This is a genomic window from Mesorhizobium sp. M0052, from assembly GCF_040323255.1.
GTDB lineage: Bacteria > Pseudomonadota > Alphaproteobacteria > Rhizobiales > Rhizobiaceae > Mesorhizobium.
This window is the reverse complement of sequence record NZ_JAMYUS010000017.1, coordinates 130,163-144,681: the sequence shown is the minus strand read 5'-3', so window position 1 is coordinate 144,681 and position 14,519 is coordinate 130,163. Positions and strand designations below refer to the sequence as shown.

The 14,519-nt window shown below is 61.6% G+C and carries 13 protein-coding genes; 8 read left to right on the top strand and 5 right to left on the bottom strand.

The features are described 5' to 3' along the window. Positions 1-67: 67 nt before the first annotated feature. Positions 68-1,495: a helix-turn-helix domain-containing protein gene (locus NKJ77_RS22655; protein ID WP_023832753.1), complete on the bottom strand. Its 1,428-nt coding sequence runs from the start codon at positions 1,493-1,495 to the stop codon at positions 68-70. Positions 1,496-1,744: 249 nt separating this feature from the next. Here NKJ77_RS22655 and aceA point away from each other — a divergent pair, with 249 nt between their 5' ends. The 3 genes from aceA (at position 1,745) to NKJ77_RS22640 (ending at position 4,067) form a co-directional block, all read left to right on the top strand. Then, positions 1,745-3,034 (top strand): isocitrate lyase, encoded by a 1,290-nt coding sequence (gene aceA, locus NKJ77_RS22650; RefSeq protein WP_023689327.1) that lies wholly within the window; start codon positions 1,745-1,747, stop codon positions 3,032-3,034. Between the two features lie 52 nt (positions 3,035-3,086). Beyond that, positions 3,087-3,329 (top strand): SMc00767 family acetate metabolism repressor, encoded by a 243-nt coding sequence (locus tag NKJ77_RS22645; RefSeq protein WP_023669318.1) that lies wholly within the window; start codon positions 3,087-3,089, stop codon positions 3,327-3,329. Between the two features lie 276 nt (positions 3,330-3,605). Continuing rightward, positions 3,606-4,067 (top strand): response regulator, encoded by a 462-nt coding sequence (locus tag NKJ77_RS22640; protein ID WP_023669317.1) that lies wholly within the window; start codon positions 3,606-3,608, stop codon positions 4,065-4,067. Between the two features lie 30 nt (positions 4,068-4,097). Here the strand turns inward: NKJ77_RS22640 and NKJ77_RS22635 are convergent, their stop codons facing one another. Further along, the gene (locus NKJ77_RS22635) at positions 4,098-4,799 is read right to left on the bottom strand and encodes an HAD family hydrolase (protein WP_031195901.1); all 702 of its coding nucleotides are present in this window, start codon (positions 4,797-4,799) and stop codon (positions 4,098-4,100) included. Positions 4,800-4,887: 88 nt separating this feature from the next. Between NKJ77_RS22635 and NKJ77_RS22630 the strand changes: the two genes are divergently transcribed. The 5 genes from NKJ77_RS22630 to NKJ77_RS22610 all read left to right on the top strand — a co-directional run bounded on the left by NKJ77_RS22630 (position 4,888) and on the right by NKJ77_RS22610 (position 10,750). Then, entirely contained in the window at positions 4,888-5,712 is an 825-nt protein-coding gene (locus tag NKJ77_RS22630) for a class I SAM-dependent methyltransferase (RefSeq protein ID WP_023711778.1), read from the top strand. Positions 5,713-5,741: 29 nt separating this feature from the next. Next, positions 5,742-6,683 (top strand): ATP-grasp fold amidoligase family protein, encoded by a 942-nt coding sequence (locus NKJ77_RS22625; RefSeq protein WP_023832755.1) that lies wholly within the window; start codon positions 5,742-5,744, stop codon positions 6,681-6,683. 102 nt (positions 6,684-6,785) lie between these two features. Continuing rightward, positions 6,786-8,222 (top strand): glutamine synthetase family protein, encoded by a 1,437-nt coding sequence (locus NKJ77_RS22620; protein WP_023689329.1) that lies wholly within the window; start codon positions 6,786-6,788, stop codon positions 8,220-8,222. Positions 8,223-8,342: 120 nt separating this feature from the next. Next, the gene (locus NKJ77_RS22615) at positions 8,343-9,629 is read left to right on the top strand and encodes an NAD(P)/FAD-dependent oxidoreductase (RefSeq protein ID WP_023832756.1); all 1,287 of its coding nucleotides are present in this window, start codon (positions 8,343-8,345) and stop codon (positions 9,627-9,629) included. 275 nt (positions 9,630-9,904) lie between these two features. Next, entirely contained in the window at positions 9,905-10,750 is an 846-nt protein-coding gene (locus tag NKJ77_RS22610; protein ID WP_023832757.1) for an SH3 domain-containing protein, read from the top strand. A 21-nt stretch (positions 10,751-10,771) separates the two neighbouring features. Here the strand turns inward: NKJ77_RS22610 and NKJ77_RS22605 are convergent, their stop codons facing one another. The 3 genes from NKJ77_RS22605 to NKJ77_RS22595 form a co-directional block, all read right to left on the bottom strand. Next, a complete protein-coding gene (locus tag NKJ77_RS22605) occupies positions 10,772-12,067 on the bottom strand; it encodes a Mur ligase family protein (RefSeq protein WP_023832758.1) in 1,296 nt (431 codons plus the stop codon). Between the two features lie 86 nt (positions 12,068-12,153). Next, on the bottom strand, positions 12,154-13,449 hold the full coding sequence (locus NKJ77_RS22600; RefSeq protein WP_023832759.1) for a Mur ligase family protein: 1,296 nt from the start codon (positions 13,447-13,449) through the stop codon (positions 12,154-12,156). A gap of 179 nt (positions 13,450-13,628) precedes the next feature. Then, positions 13,629-14,375 carry an SDR family oxidoreductase gene (locus NKJ77_RS22595; protein WP_027049416.1) on the bottom strand — a complete coding sequence of 249 codons (747 nt, stop codon included), beginning with the start codon at positions 14,373-14,375 and terminating at the stop codon, positions 13,629-13,631. Between the last annotated feature and the right edge of the window lie 144 nt (positions 14,376-14,519).

Here is a 14,519-nt window from a genome sequence, read left to right as displayed (position 1 = left end):
TTCGGGCCGCGCTCTATTGCTTAGCGCAAACAGCTGCAGTCTTCCGCGACCTCCAGCCCGAGAAGCATCACTGGAAATCGAAGGCGCTCAGGCCCGTCACCATCTCGTCGAGGCCCAGCGGGCGGGTCACCGGCGGCTCGGCGCGGGCGAGGCAGCCGATGCGTTCGCACAGCCGGCAAGCGGGACCGACCGGCGTGGCGGCGCCCTGTCCGGCCTTTGCCGGCAGCCCGGCGCCATAGACGATCTCGTCGCGAAAGCCGATATCGCAGCCCAACAGCAGCGCGGTGCGGCGCGGGCGCTCAGAGAACGAACCCTGCGGCCCCTCGAGCGTGCGTGCGATGCAGAGGAACTCGGCGCCGTCGGGCATTTCCACCGCCTCGACCAGGATCTGGCCAGGCGAAGCGAAAGCGGCATGGACCGGCAGTTTCGGGCAGCCGCCGCCAAAGCGGCTTTGCGGAAAGCCCTGTCCGCCGGCCTTGCGGAAGCGGTTGCCGGCATTGTCGACCTCGAGCATGAAGAACGGCACTCCGGACAAGCCAGGACGCTGCAGCATGGTCAGGCGGTTCGCCGCCTGTTCGAAGGAGACGCCGAAACGCGAGCGCAGCACATCGATGTCGTAACGAGCCCGCACGGCGGCGGCATGAAATGCCTGATAGGGCATCATCAAGGCATTGGCGGCGTAGCGGCCGAACTCGAAGCGGGCGAGCCGGCGGGCTTCGTCCGTACCGAGCTTCAGCGCCTGAATTTCGCTGGCGATCGCGACCGTCATGCGGATCAGGCAGGCCTCCATGGCGACTTCGCGCAACTGGTCGAACGGCGACAGCCGCTCGGACAGGAAAAGGCGTTGCGAATGACGGTCATAACGGCGGCGCCAGTTCGGCATGGTGGCGACAGGCAGCACTTTGACGACGATGCCATACTCGCGCTTCAGCCACGCCTTCAGCGCGCCGAACAGATCGTCGCCGGGGTCGAGCACCGAGGTGAAGGCCTCGGCCTCTTCCTCGAGTGCTGCAAAATGGTTCGCCCGGCGCTCGAAAATCTCGTGCACTTCGTCGATCGGCAGCCGCGCACCGAACGCCGCCGTGGCGCGGCCCTCGCGCGCCAGAAGCTCGTTGAGATCGGACAGCCGCTCGGCCTGCTCGCGGTAAGCGCGAAACAGTTTTATCATCGCAGCCGATGCGTTGGGGGCTGCCTCGGCCAGTTCGATCAATTCCTGGTCGCCCGGCAGTTCACCGGCAAGCAGCGGGTCGCCGAACACTTCCTTCAAGGCCGAGATTGACCCTCTCGCCTCACCCTGCAATTCATGCGGGTCGACCTTGTAGACAGAGGCCAGCTTCAGGATCAGCTGCACCGTCAGCGGCCGCTGGTTGCGCTCGATCAGGTTGAGATAGGACGGCGAGATGCCGAGCCCCTCGGCCATCGCCGTCTGGGTCAGGCCTTTGGCGATGCGGATGCGGCGGATGCGCGGCCCGGCGAATATCTTCTGGTCGGCCATCGGCTTTCTTTGACAGGAATTTACACGGCTTGCGAGCGATGAACGGCGCACCATCTTTTTACAATCATAACAGATTTACAGCGGCAAGCAGTCAAACACAACACAGGTTTTCTTTTATTTTCTATCGGAAATGGCGGTTTTCCTCGCTCTCGTCGCGGCGCAATGTAAATGATGTCACACACAGACGACGCACACCATCCCAGGGCGCGGCGTTTCAAGACACTGGCATCGATTGATCTGGAGTGACCAATGACTGATTTTTACAATCTTGTCCCATCCGCGCCCGAAGGCCGCTTCGACGGCATCGAACGAGCCTATTCGCCGGACGATGTGAAGCGGCTGCGCGGGTCGGTCCAGATACGCCAGAGTCTTGCCGAAATGGGCGCCAACCGGCTGTGGAAGCTCATCCACGAGGAAGACTTCGTCAATGCACTCGGCGCCATGTCGGGCAACCAGGCGATGCAGCAGGTGCGTGCCGGGCTGAAGGCAATCTATCTCTCGGGCTGGCAAGTCGCCGCCGACGCCAACACCGCGTCGGCCATGTATCCGGACCAGTCGCTCTATCCCGCCAATGCGGCGCCCGAACTGGTCAAGCGCATCAACCGCACGCTGCAGCGCGCCGATCAGATCGAGACCTCGGAAGGCAACGGCCTGTCGGTCGACACCTGGTTCGCGCCGATCGTCGCCGATGCCGAGGCCGGCTTCGGCGGACCGCTCAACGCCTTCGAGATCATGAAGGCGTTCATCGAGGCCGGCGCTGCCGGCGTCCACTATGAGGACCAGCTGGCCTCTGAGAAGAAGTGCGGCCATCTCGGCGGCAAAGTGCTGATCCCGACCGCCGCGCATATCCGCAACCTCAACGCGGCGCGTCTGGCGGCCGACGTGATGGGGACGCCGACGCTAGTCGTGGCACGCACCGATGCGGAAGCGGCAAAGCTTCTGACCTCCGACATTGACGAGCGCGACCAGCCTTTCGTCGACTACGATGCCGGCCGCACGGTTGAAGGCTTCTACCAGGTCAGGAACGGCATCGAACCGTGCATAGCGCGCGCCGTTGCCTATGCGCCGCATGCCGACCTGATCTGGTGCGAAACATCCAAGCCCGATCTGGCGCAGGCCAAGAAATTCGCCGAAGGCGTGCGCAGGCATCATCCGGGCAAGCTGCTCGCCTATAATTGCTCGCCGTCGTTCAACTGGAAGAAGAACCTCGACGACGCGACGATCGCCAAGTTCCAGCGCGAGCTCGGCGCCATGGGCTACAAGTTCCAGTTCATCACATTGGCCGGGTTCCACCAGCTCAATTTCGGCATGTTCGAGCTGGCCCGCGGCTACAAGGCGCGGCAGATGGCGGCCTATTCCGAGTTGCAGGAAGCCGAGTTCGCGGCCGAAGTCCACGGCTACACCGCGACCAAGCACCAGCGCGAGGTCGGCACCGGCTATTTCGACGCCGTGTCGATGGCAATCAGCGGCGGCCAGTCGTCGACCACCGCCATGCATGAATCGACCGAGCACGTCCAGTTCAAGCCGGCAGCGGAATGAACCGATCGACATAACCAACAGAGGAAACGCCCGAAGGGCAAGGGAGAAGAAAATGGCATCGATAAGCCGCGTCAAGGAACGTGCAGAAGAGCAGTCCACCACGATGAGTGTCGACCAACAGGCGACCATCCGCATGCTGGCCAACGACCTGCACCGGCTCAATCAATCGGTGATGAAGGCAGTGGAGGCCGGCGTCTCGGTGGAACTGGTGCGCTCGGCCCGGCATCATGGCGGCGACGGCAATTGGGGCGACCTGCTGATCCCGGTGATCGTCACGCAGAAGAGTCACGGCTGATCTTCCCTAACGGAAGCTTTGTGCTTGTGGAACCTATGAACCCCGCCGCTCACTGGCCGATTTCAACGTCACCCGCGGGTTTTCAGCGCGGGTGACTTTTGATTTTGAGCGTAAACTTAACTACAGTTCGAAAACAGACCTTGTCTCGGGGGTTTAATATTTCCGGCTATATTTCGCAGGTCCGTCATTTCAGCTTGACATGGCGGGCGATCTCACGCCAATTGGCTCTCGGATTTCAACCCTGCATTGAAGCAGCGCCGAGTGCCCGCCCCGCCCATGTGCCCTGTGAACCGCGAGACCGACACCGCCAAACATCTGAATTCGTCAAGCAGGGACGCGAACTCCGAGATATCAACGGATTTCTCCCACGTGCTGGTCGTTGGAAAATCGCCGATCAACCGGGTGGTGGTGTCGAAGATCGTCGAGAAGTCCGGACTGAAGCCGATCTCCGAGTCGCCCGAAATGGCGGCCAAGACATTGCGAACCCTCATTCCGGGCGCCGTCGTTCTCGATGGCGGCCCCGACAACGAGGACTGCCGCGCGCTGATGGCGGCCATCGACGCCTTGCGGCGGACATCTGGGCGGTCGCTCCCCAAGGTGATCCTGCTTTCAACCAAGACCGGCACGCCCGACAGCCTGGGCCTGTCGAGCGTGGTCGATGTGGTGGTAACCAAGCCGATCACCACCGAAAGGCTACAGCCGGTGGTCGACCGGCTGATCAGTCTCGGGCGCGGCTGATCGCAATCCGCCCGAACGCGTGCGGGGCGGTCAGCCTTCCTTGCCGATGCTCTCGATCAAAGCCGGCAGTTCGCCAAGATCGACAATCTGGCGGAAGCGCGGTGCTGCCACCGGCGGTTCGACATGTTCGAGCACCCAGGTCAGTTCGTGCGGGATGTACACACCCCAGCTCCCGGCCTCGAGGGCCGGCACCACGTCCGACTTGAGCGAATTGCCGACCATCATGCTGGTCTGCGGGCTGCCGTGACGGCCAAAGATCCTGGCATAGGTGGCGGCGCTCTTGTCGCTGACGATCTCGACGGCATCGAACAGGTCGCCAAGGCCGGACGCCGCCAGCTTGCGCTCCTGGTCGAACAGATCGCCCTTGGTGATCAGCACCAGATGGTAGGCGCCGGCGAGCCTTTCCACGGTCTCACGCGCATGCGGCAACGCCTCGACAGGATGGCCGAGCATATCGCGGCCGGCAGCCAGGATTTCGGCGATGGTCGAGGCCGGAACGCGGCCCTCGGTCAAGTCGATCGCAGTCTCGATCATCGACAAGGTAAAGCCCTTGATGCCGAAGCCGTAGACGGCGAGGTTGCGCTTCTCGGCCTCCAGCAGCCGCGCCGAGATGTGCTCGGCCTCGCCATGATCGGCGAGCAGGGCTGCAAAGTGCTTCTCGGTCAGGCGGAAGAACTGTTCGTTCTGCCACAGCGTGTCGTCGGCGTCGAAGCCGATGGTGGTCAGGGGCATGGTCGACTGTCCCGTTTCAAGTGAAGGCAGTGATGTAGACGTTGTCGCCGCGCACTGCTAGCTACGGCAAGGGGAATGGTGGGCAACAATGCCGGAATTGGGCGCCTGGAAGCGTGAACTGGAGCAAATTCTGAGCTCCTTGCCAGGTCGCGCTCCGACCGAACTCATAAATGCCATCCGAGATCTTGGCATCGCCATGGGACACGATACCGGCGAGGCGTTGCTTGAAACCTACCCGGAGATCCTTTCGCACCGACCGGCGCTGACCGCCGCATTCGGCAAGATGGTGCAGGCGCAAGATGCCGCCGAGATCAGGCAGATGCTGGATCAGGACCTGAGCGGTCCGGCATCGTTCAGACAGATCGCAGCGGGGAAAACAAGCATCGGCGTGCTGTCATCAAAGGATGCCTATAACCGCCTCGACGAAGTCTTCGATCATGTCGATTTCAATAATTGCCGCCGCGCTGTCATGGTCGGCTGCGGCGGGCGACCGTTCACCATGTTCCGTATTCACGACCAGACAACTGTCCCTGAGATCATCGGCCTCGACATCGTTCCCGAAGCCGTCGAAACGGCAAACAGGCTCGCCGCCAAGCTCAGCTATGCGCGCATGCGGGCCGAGCTGTGCGACGGATGCGATTATGATTACAGCGACGCTCAGGTTGTCTATGTCGCGAGCATGGTTTCGCCTAAGGCAGCTGTCGTGTCTCGTATCGCCGATACCGCGGCCGAGACTGTGCAGATCGTTTTGTGGGAGCCTGTTTCGCTAGGCAGGCTTTGGGCTGAAAATGCGGAACGCACACTTGACCCTCGGCTAGAGGTCATCGGCCGCACGAGCATCTCGCGAAACATGACCAGAGACGTGTTCGTCGCCCGACGAGACGGTTCATCTTCGACCCGGCAGCTGGGCTGATCGTGTCGGCTCTTGGAAAGAGCGATCGAGTGATCCTCGCCCTGGCGCGGGCATGGTGCCTGGTGCGCCATCCCATGATTTGCAAACGCACATTCGACCATAGCGGCATGCTGCCGGATCCGGCGAGACCGGCTTCCTATGCAGACAAGTTCCTGTGGCGAAAGCTTTTCGATCACAATCCGTTTTTCACGACAGCTTGCGACAAGCTCGCCTCGAAAACCTACGCTTTGTCCACCTGCCCCGAACTAAAGACTGCCGAGGTCCTATGGTCCGGGGAAGACGCAACAAAGATTCCGGCGGAGGTTCTTGCCGGCAATGTCATGGTGAAGGCCAATCATGGCTGCCGCTGGAACATGATGGTGCGCAACGGTGAGGTGGACAGAGCCAGGCTGCGCCGGCGTACAGCTCGCTGGATGCGCCGTCGCTACGGCAGGAAATTCGGCGAATGGGGCTACAAGTACGCCAGCAGGCGCATCCTTGTGGAAGAGATGCTCCTTCAGGACAGTCAGCCTGTCGCTTTGGAGTACAAATTCCACGTGTCCAACGGGACGACGGCCTATGTCTATGCCGCACGTCGGGATGAGCACGGCAACGAACAGAAATGTCATTTCGACCGGGACGGAACCTATGCGCCGCCACCGCCAGGCAGCGGCCCCCAGTGGGTCCGGATCGACCTGCCGGCATCCTTCCCGCGCATGCTTGCCATCGCCGAGCGGCTGACCGTGCCGTTCGATCACATGCGTTGCGATTTCTACGAAATCGACGGCGCGATCTTCTTTTCCGAATTCTCGGTCTATCCGCTATCCGGCAAAGGCATCATCAACACAAGGCTCAGGGATCTGTGCGCAGACAGCTGGGACCTCAGCCAATCCTGGTTCCTGACCGCGCCGCAAAGCGGATGGCGCAGGCTCTATGCCGGTGCCTTGCGCAGATGGCTGGATGCAAATGCGCTGCCCGGCAAGGCCGTCTGACAGAGGCCGTCCAGCCTCGTTGCCGCACCTATCGGGCCGGCTCCCCTTCCCTTCCATCACCGGCAACAGCTATACTGTGATAATTGCAACCCAAACTGGTGAATGATGCCGCCTGCGAAAAAGGAAGTCCGTCCGTCGACCCGCGGAGGACGCGTCCGAACGCCTGCCTTCGTGAAAAATCAACGCGGCGTGAAGAACTGGAAGGAAGTCAGCGCTTGGCTGGAATGGCGCGGCATCGAAGACATAGAATGCATCACGCCTGATCAGGCTGGCGTCGCGCGCGGCAAGATGATGCCGTCGAAGAAATTCACTTCCAACACCTCGCTGGCGCTGCCATCGGCAGTGTTCATGACGACGATTTCGGGCGGCTATCCCGAGGATGGCAACGGTTTCCACTATCCGGAGGATGATGGCGACCTGAAGCTTATGCCGGATCTGTCGACGTTGACCGTCGTGCCGTGGGAAGAAGACCCGACGGCCGCCGTCATCTGCGACCTCGTCCATCAGGATGGCCGTTCGGTCGAGTTCACGCCGCGCAACGTCCTGAAGCGCGTGGTAGCAGCCTATGACAAGCGCGGGCTGAAGCCGGTGGTGGCGCCCGAGATCGAATTCTATCTGGTGCGCAAGAACCCCGACCCGGATTATCCGCTGACCCCACCCGTCGGGCGTTCCGGACGGGCAATCGGCGGCGGAGCCGGCTATTCGATCGCCGGCGTCAACGAGTTCGACGAACTGATCGACGACATCTACCATTTCTCCGAAAGCCAGGGCCTGGAGATCGACACGCTGATCCACGAGGAAGGCGCCGGCCAGCTCGAGATCAATCTGCGTCACGGCGATCCGGTCGAGCTCGCCGACCAGGTGTTCATGTTCAAACGCACCATCCGCGAGGCAGCGCTGAAGCATGAGATCTATGCCACCTTCATGGCCAAGCCGATCCAGGGCCAGCCAGGTTCTGCCATGCACATCCACCAGTCGATCATCGACAAGAAGACCGGGCTGAATATCTTTTCGGCGAAGGACGGCTCGGAAACCGACCACTTCTTCCATTTCATCGGCGGCATGCAGAAGCATGTGCCGAACGCGCTGGTGATGTTTGCCCCTTACGTCAATTCCTACCGCCGGCTGACGCAGTCGGCCTCGGCGCCGGTCAACAACAAATGGGGCTATGACAACCGCACCACGGCGTTCCGCGTGCCGCGCTCGGATCCGGCGGCGCGGCGTGTCGAAAACCGCATCCCGTCTTCCGACGCCAACCCCTATCTGGCGCTGGCGGCCTCACTTGCCTGCGGGCTGATCGGCATCACCAACAAGATCAAGGCCGAGCCTCCGGTGCTGACCACCGCAAACGCCGATGAGATCGACCTGCCACGAGGCCTGCTCGAAGCCGTCGATCTTTTCGAAGGCGACGAGGAGCTGTGCGCTCTTCTGGGCAAGTCCTTCGCCGCAACCTATGCAGCGATCAAGCGGGCGGAGTTCGAGACCTTCATGGAAGTGATCAGCCCGTGGGAGCGGGAGTATCTGTTGCTCAACGTGTGAGCGGCGACTTCGTCGTGTGAATGGTGAATAGTGAATGGTGAGTAGTTTCATATTGGATGGATGAGCGCAGACGTCGTGCGTCTCGCAGCCATTCACCATTCACCATTGGCTGGTGTCCCCATGCCTTACCAATCACCTATCTCCCCCGGTCGCTCCTGGTACGAAGACACAGCCGGACCACGCCCTGAGTACCCTGCCCTGGACGGCGACCGCAGCTGCGACGTCGTCGTCGTCGGCGGTGGCTTCACCGGGCTGTCGGCGGCCGCTCATTTGGCGAAGGCGGGAGCCGACGTCGTTCTGATCGAGGCGCATCGCTTCGGCGACGGCGCTTCAGGGCGCAATGGCGGCCAGCTCGGCACGGGCCAGCGCGCCTGGGCCGAAGAGATGGAGGCCGAATACGGCTTCTCCCGCGCCAAGGCGCTGTTCGACCTTGCCGAGGAGGCGAAAGCGCACCTGCTCGAATTCGCCGCCGTTAACCAGATCGACATCGACTATATGCCCGGCCAGTTGTCCGTGGCGCACAAGCCGCGTTATCTCGACGACTACAAGGCGCATGCCGAGATCATGGCCGGCCGCTTCAATTATCCGCACACCGCCTTCATGGATGCCAGGGAAACGGCCGAACGGCTGGGCTCCACACGCTACTTCGGCGGCACCCGCGACACCGGCACCGGACACATCCACCCGATGAAGCTGGTGATCGGCACGGCAAAGGTCGCGGCAGCGGCCGGCGCGCACCTGTTCGAGCAGACACTATCGACCGGTGTTACCTCCAGCGGCGGCAAGGTCAGGGTGACGACTTCGAGAGGCACCATCACCGCCCAGAAATGCCTGATCGGTGTAAATGCCTATGGCGGCACGCTCGAGCCGGTGAGTGCCGCGCACATCTTGCCCATCGGTTCCTTCATCGGCGCGACGGTGCCGCTGGGCGTCGATTCGAAAGTGCTGCCGGGCGGCGAGGCGGTCGACGATTCGCGTTTCGTCGTGCGTTATTTCCGCAAATCCAGGGATGGAAGGCTGCTGTTCGGCGGGCGCGAGGTCTATGGCGTCAACAATCCGAAGGACATCCATGTCCATATCCGCCGGCAGATAGCCGAGCTTTATCCGGAGCTGAGCGATGTCAAGATCACCCATGGCTGGGGCGGCTATGTCGGCATCACCATGCCCAGGAAACCGTTCGTGCGCGAGGTGATGCCCAATGTGATCTCGGCCGGAGGCTATTCCGGCCACGGCGTGATGCTGTCGAACTTCTTCGGCAAGCTCTATGCCCAGGCCGTCGCGGGCAACCGCGAAAGACTGAAGCTGATCGAGGACCTGAACATCCCGGCTTTTCCAGGTGGCCGGCGCTTTAGAACGCCATTATTGTTCCTCGCACTGAACTGGTTTGCCCTGAGGGACCGAATATAGGGAAAGTATCTCATATCAGCCGGGGCTGGTACTGAGCTGATTCTATTGAGCTGTTGGTTGCCGCAGCGAGACGTTGCAGAATCCTTAACAAGAGCGCACAATTCCCCTGAGGGCGCACTGATGCCACAATCAAGGGCAAAGGATGCCGGTTCTGGGCGATTGAACGGGGATTTCTGCGGGCCTGCCCGCTTTGTTGTTGGGACCGATGCCGATCGAATGCCGGGCTGCCGGCGCCGATCGAAAGAACACCGGCCCATCTTTTGGAGGTGGCAAGAGTGAACGAGCCCTTCAGTTTCGGCGCGCCGGAACGTCGGCGCTTCGCCATGCAATTCGGTTATGACATGCGGCCCTCCTTCTGGCAGGGGGTGCGCACGAATTCGCATCTGGTGATCGCCGCGGTCGGCACCGCAGCGCTGCTTGGCGTGGCAGGCATAGCGCTTTGGCTGGCATTGCCGGCCAACGACCGGCAAGCGATCGCCAGCACACAGCAGAACGTTCCGACTTTTCCGGTCAAGACGACCAAGATTGCCCCGGTCGCAGCGACGGCTGCAGCGGTAGCGGCGCCACAAGCCGCGCGCAAGGGCGACGCGGTTTCATCGACGGTCGCTGTGGGTGGGGCTGCGATGCCGCCGCTGTCGGCCAACGATCCGCGCTGGACTGCGGCGCAATCCAACAGCGACCCTGCCGCGACGCCATCCGATCAGGCGCCTACCGAGCAGGCTGCCGCCAAACCGTCCGATGCCGCGGCATTCGAAGAACCGGCGGCCCAGGGCGACGCCACGACGCAGTTGTCAAAGGTCGCTGCTCCCGCCAATGACGACGACGCGGAAACCGCCGCCATACCGACGCCAAAACCGCAACTTCCAGACGAGCAATCTTCCGCCGCAACGAACGATACCCAGGCCAAGGCCAAGCCACAGAAGGTGGCTGCTGCCGCCGGCACCGGACGCATCCTCAGGACGGTGACAATGCGCAGCGGTCCGCAGAAAAACGCCGCCGCCATGGGCACCGTGCCCGCCAAGTCGTCGGTGCAGGTGGTGAGTTGCAAGAAATGGTGCCAGATCGTCTACAACGGCAAGCGCGGCTGGATCTACAAGAGCTACATCAAGACCGGGGCTTGAGACACAAGCCGCCAGATCTGGTCAGCCGCCGAGCAACCACCTGAAACGGTGTCTCCTGCGAGCAAGTTTGCGCTTCGCCAGGAAATCCCGGTGTTCCTCGAACGGCACCTCATAGAGGCCGCACATTTGGCAGCTTTCTGACCTGCCGCATAGCGGGGTCCAGCATTTCACATCGTGCGTCCAGGCGAGCGCGATCCTTTCCAGATGAAGGTTGGACGAACTTTTCAGCAGAATCAGTTCTCCTGGGACTGCCGTCTGTTTGATGTGATCCGAAACTTCCTTGGGACTGCGAAGCTCAATGAACCGGCCGCTGTCGCGGTCGGCCTGGCTGGCGCGCGAGCGATGCGCATTGCCGCCCGTGTAGATGACCTCATCGGCGATTTCGCGAGCGATCTTGTACGCACTGCCGTATTTCCTCGACGAGCCGGCGTAGTCGGATATCTGCCCAAGCACAATGCGCTTGCGAGCGGCCTTGGCCTTTGCAATCATCTCCAGAGCAATGTTGAGCGAATGCCAGGGCGCTTTGGCCGTATCGACCAGGAATTTCGGACCCGCGGATACCTCTTGCACCGTAGAGCGGTTGGGCAGTGGTGCAAACGATGCCGTTCTTGCTACGACTTGCTCTGGCGGGACGCCAAGTTCCAAGGCGGCGGCCATGGCCGCTGCAGTCGGCAGCCAGAATTGCTCGCCGGGAAAAGGCGCTTGAATATTCAGGCTGCCACCGCGCCAATGAAGGGTGAACCGCAGCAATTCCGGATACGCGGCATGCACGTCACTCACGCGGTAGTCTGCCTCGCCGGACTGGCCGAAGGTCGCAATCCGGCATTTCGCGCCAGACGCCATGCCGATCACCAGTGGGTCATCGCAATTGAGAACCGCAAGTCCATCGGGTTGGAGTGCCTCGACCAGCGCCCGCTTCTCTCCCGCCACAGCTTCCAGAGTCCTGAACTTGCCGAAATGCTCCAGACGGATCATCGTAACCACCGCCACACTCGGCTTCAGCATCTGCGCCATGGCGCTGATCGTGCCGAAGTCGGAAGCGCCGGCTTCGAAAACGACGTAATCGACTTTGCCGGCCTTCCTCAGGCGCTTGTAAAGCGTTCGGATGAGCGCAGGCATTGTATTGGCCTGGGCCTGTAGATGCACCTTGCCTTGGGCGCCCAGTATGTGTGCAAGCAGGCTGGTGGATGTGGATTTACCGGAGCTGCCGGTAATGCCGATGAACGTCGCCTCGTTACGCGCCCGCACCCAGCGCGCCTGCAGCCGTCGCAGCGCCCAGCCCAAGTCCTTGCGAATTTTCAGCGATTCCAGTTTCACACCCCGCCAGCTTTTAGCTCAGCCTAATATGCGTCGTGCCAAGTTCCAGAGTCAAACGGGCGCTGGCGTGCTTGAGCCAAAGAGTTCTAGCGACCGAGGAGCCGCAGCAGTCTGTGCTTGCGGCGCTTCGATTTTCTCTGCGCCACAAACTCACGGTGCTGCTCAAACGGCACTTCATAGAGGCCGCATTGCTCGCATCCCTCGGTTTTGCCGCATACCGAAACCCAGCACTCGACGTTGTGGGTCCAGGCAAGTGCGACACGCTCGAGGTGCAGATTGGACGAGCTCTTGAGCAGGATCAACTCGTCAGGCTGCGCGGTTTGGGCGATGTAGTCCGACACTTCCCTCGCCGTGCGCAATTCGATGAAGCGGCCGCTGTCGCGATCTGCCTGGTTCGCCTTGGAGCGATGGGCATGATCGCCGGCATAAATCACCTGGTCTGCAATCTCGCGCGCGCTGCTGTAAGCTTGGGCATATCTGTTATTCGAGCCGGAAAAATCCGATAGCTGGCCAAGAACGATACGTTTTCGCCCAAATGTCGATCCGGCTACCATGTCGAAGGCAAGGCTCAGCGAATGCCAGGGCGCCTTTGCGGCATCCACGATGAAGTGGGGGCCACCCGCGGGGACGAGCACCTGGCCGCGATTTTCCAGAGGCTGGAACGTCGCGATCCTGTGCTTGACCATCTGCGCAGGCACGCCCAGCTCAAGAGCGGTTGCCACCGCCGCTGAAGTCGGCAGCCAGAAATGCTCGCCGGGGAACGACGTCTCGATATTGAGCACACCGCCGCGCCAGTGGAGCGAGAACCGCAACGGCTTGGGATAGGAGGCCTCGATATCGCTGACGCGATAATCCGCCTGCTCCGATGTGCCGAATGTGACGGAACGGCAGTCGCTCGCCGAGGCCATGCCCATCACAAGAGGGTCATCGGCATTGAGCATCGCGAAGCCGCCCGGCTCCAGCGCCGCGACCAGGGCGCTCTTTTCTCGAGCGACGTTTTCCACAGTCTTGAAACTGGCCCGATGCTCCAGCCGGACCATTGTGACAACAGCCACGTTGGGGCGAAGCAATTCGGCCATGGGCTTCATTGTATCCGGGCCGAATGCAGCAGCCTCGAAGACGACGTAGTCGGTTTTGCCGCCCTTTCCCATTCGCCTGGATAGCGTCGAGACCAACAGTTTCATCGTGTTGGCCAGAACCTGTGTATGGACCGAACCATGACCGGCCAGGATGTGTCCAAGCAGGCTTCCCGCCGTGGTCTTGCCGGAGCTTCCGGTAATGCCGATGAAAATTGCCTTGCTTTGTGCCCGCGCACGCGTGGCCAGGTAAAGCCGCAGCCGCCATCCCAGATCGTAGCGACTTTTCTGCTGCCTGATCTTCATCACCCGCCAACACTATCCACGATCCGTTATGCCTTTCGGGGGATCGAGAAGTCAAACTGGGGTCCGGCGTGACGACGTCAACTGTTCGTTCCTCGGCTGGCCGGCGCACCAATGCGAACTCTTGCCGACGTGGCTCTGTCTGCCATGCATTGCTAACAGCGAGGTACTTCCCGAATTGCTCAAATGCAGCGGCCGCCGTCGACCTCCAGCGCCACGCCGGTGATGAAGGCGGCTTCGTCCGACGCGAGCCAAAGCGCAGCGTTGGCAATATCGAGTGGCGTCGACAGACGGCCGAGCGGTATCGAGGCACGGAATTTCTCGCGGATCTCGGGCGTGTCAGTGCCCATGAATTTCTCCAGCATGCCGGTCTCGCCGGCGACCGGGCAAAGGCAGTTCACGCGGATGTTCTTGGGCGCGAGTTCGACCGCCATCGACTTGGTCGCGGTGATCGCCCAGCCCTTCGAGGCATTGTACCAGGTGAGCCCCGGCCGCGGCCGCAGACCGGCGGTCGAAGCCGTGGTCAGGATGACGCCGCCGCCCTGCCGCTCCATGATCGGCACCACGGCAAGTGCGGCGTGATAGATCGCCTTCATGTTGACTGAAGTGATCAGGTCGAAGGTCGCCTCGTCGACGTCGAGCATGTCGCCATTGCGATGGGTGTAGCCGGCATTGTTGACCATGATATCGATGCGGCCGAAGGCGCTTTTTGCGGCATAGACCATCTCGTCGAATTCGGAACGCTGCGAAACGTCGGTCTGGGTCCAGATCGCGGCCTGGCCGATCTCTGCTGCAACGCGCTCCGCGCCCTTGGCGTTGAGGTCGGCGACGACGACCTTGGCGCCCTCTTCGGCAAAGCGCCTGGCCATGCCTTCGCCGAAACCTGACGCAGCACCCGTGATGACGGCAACCTTGTTTTCCAGACGCATGCTTTTTCCGCTCATTGAAGACCCACGTCGCAAGCGCATTTTCCTTTTTGTTTGATGCGTGTCTGTCTCCCAGAACCGCTTCGCACTTCTGGGCGACACGCATTAGCTTTCGTCACATTCCCGCTTTATGTTGCAGGCGCGAAA

Excerpts from the sequence above, each read along its gene's own strand:
- NKJ77_RS22655 (WP_023832753.1), bottom strand. The coding sequence starts at position 1,495 with ATGGCCGACCAGAAGATATTCGCCGGGCCGCGCATCCGCCGCATCCGC.
- aceA (WP_023689327.1), top strand. The coding sequence starts at position 1,745 with ATGACTGATTTTTACAATCTTGTCCCATCCGCGCCCGAAGGCCGCTTC.
- NKJ77_RS22645 (WP_023669318.1), top strand. The coding sequence starts at position 3,087 with ATGGCATCGATAAGCCGCGTCAAGGAACGTGCAGAAGAGCAGTCCACC.
- NKJ77_RS22640 (WP_023669317.1), top strand. The coding sequence starts at position 3,606 with ATGTGCCCTGTGAACCGCGAGACCGACACCGCCAAACATCTGAATTCG.
- NKJ77_RS22635 (WP_031195901.1), bottom strand. The coding sequence starts at position 4,799 with ATGCCCCTGACCACCATCGGCTTCGACGCCGACGACACGCTGTGGCAG.
- NKJ77_RS22630 (WP_023711778.1), top strand. The coding sequence starts at position 4,888 with ATGCCGGAATTGGGCGCCTGGAAGCGTGAACTGGAGCAAATTCTGAGC.
- NKJ77_RS22620 (WP_023689329.1), top strand. The coding sequence starts at position 6,786 with ATGATGCCGCCTGCGAAAAAGGAAGTCCGTCCGTCGACCCGCGGAGGA.
- NKJ77_RS22615 (WP_023832756.1), top strand. The coding sequence starts at position 8,343 with ATGCCTTACCAATCACCTATCTCCCCCGGTCGCTCCTGGTACGAAGAC.
- NKJ77_RS22600 (WP_023832759.1), bottom strand. The coding sequence starts at position 13,449 with ATGAAGATCAGGCAGCAGAAAAGTCGCTACGATCTGGGATGGCGGCTG.
- NKJ77_RS22595 (WP_027049416.1), bottom strand. The coding sequence starts at position 14,375 with ATGCGTCTGGAAAACAAGGTTGCCGTCATCACGGGTGCTGCGTCAGGT.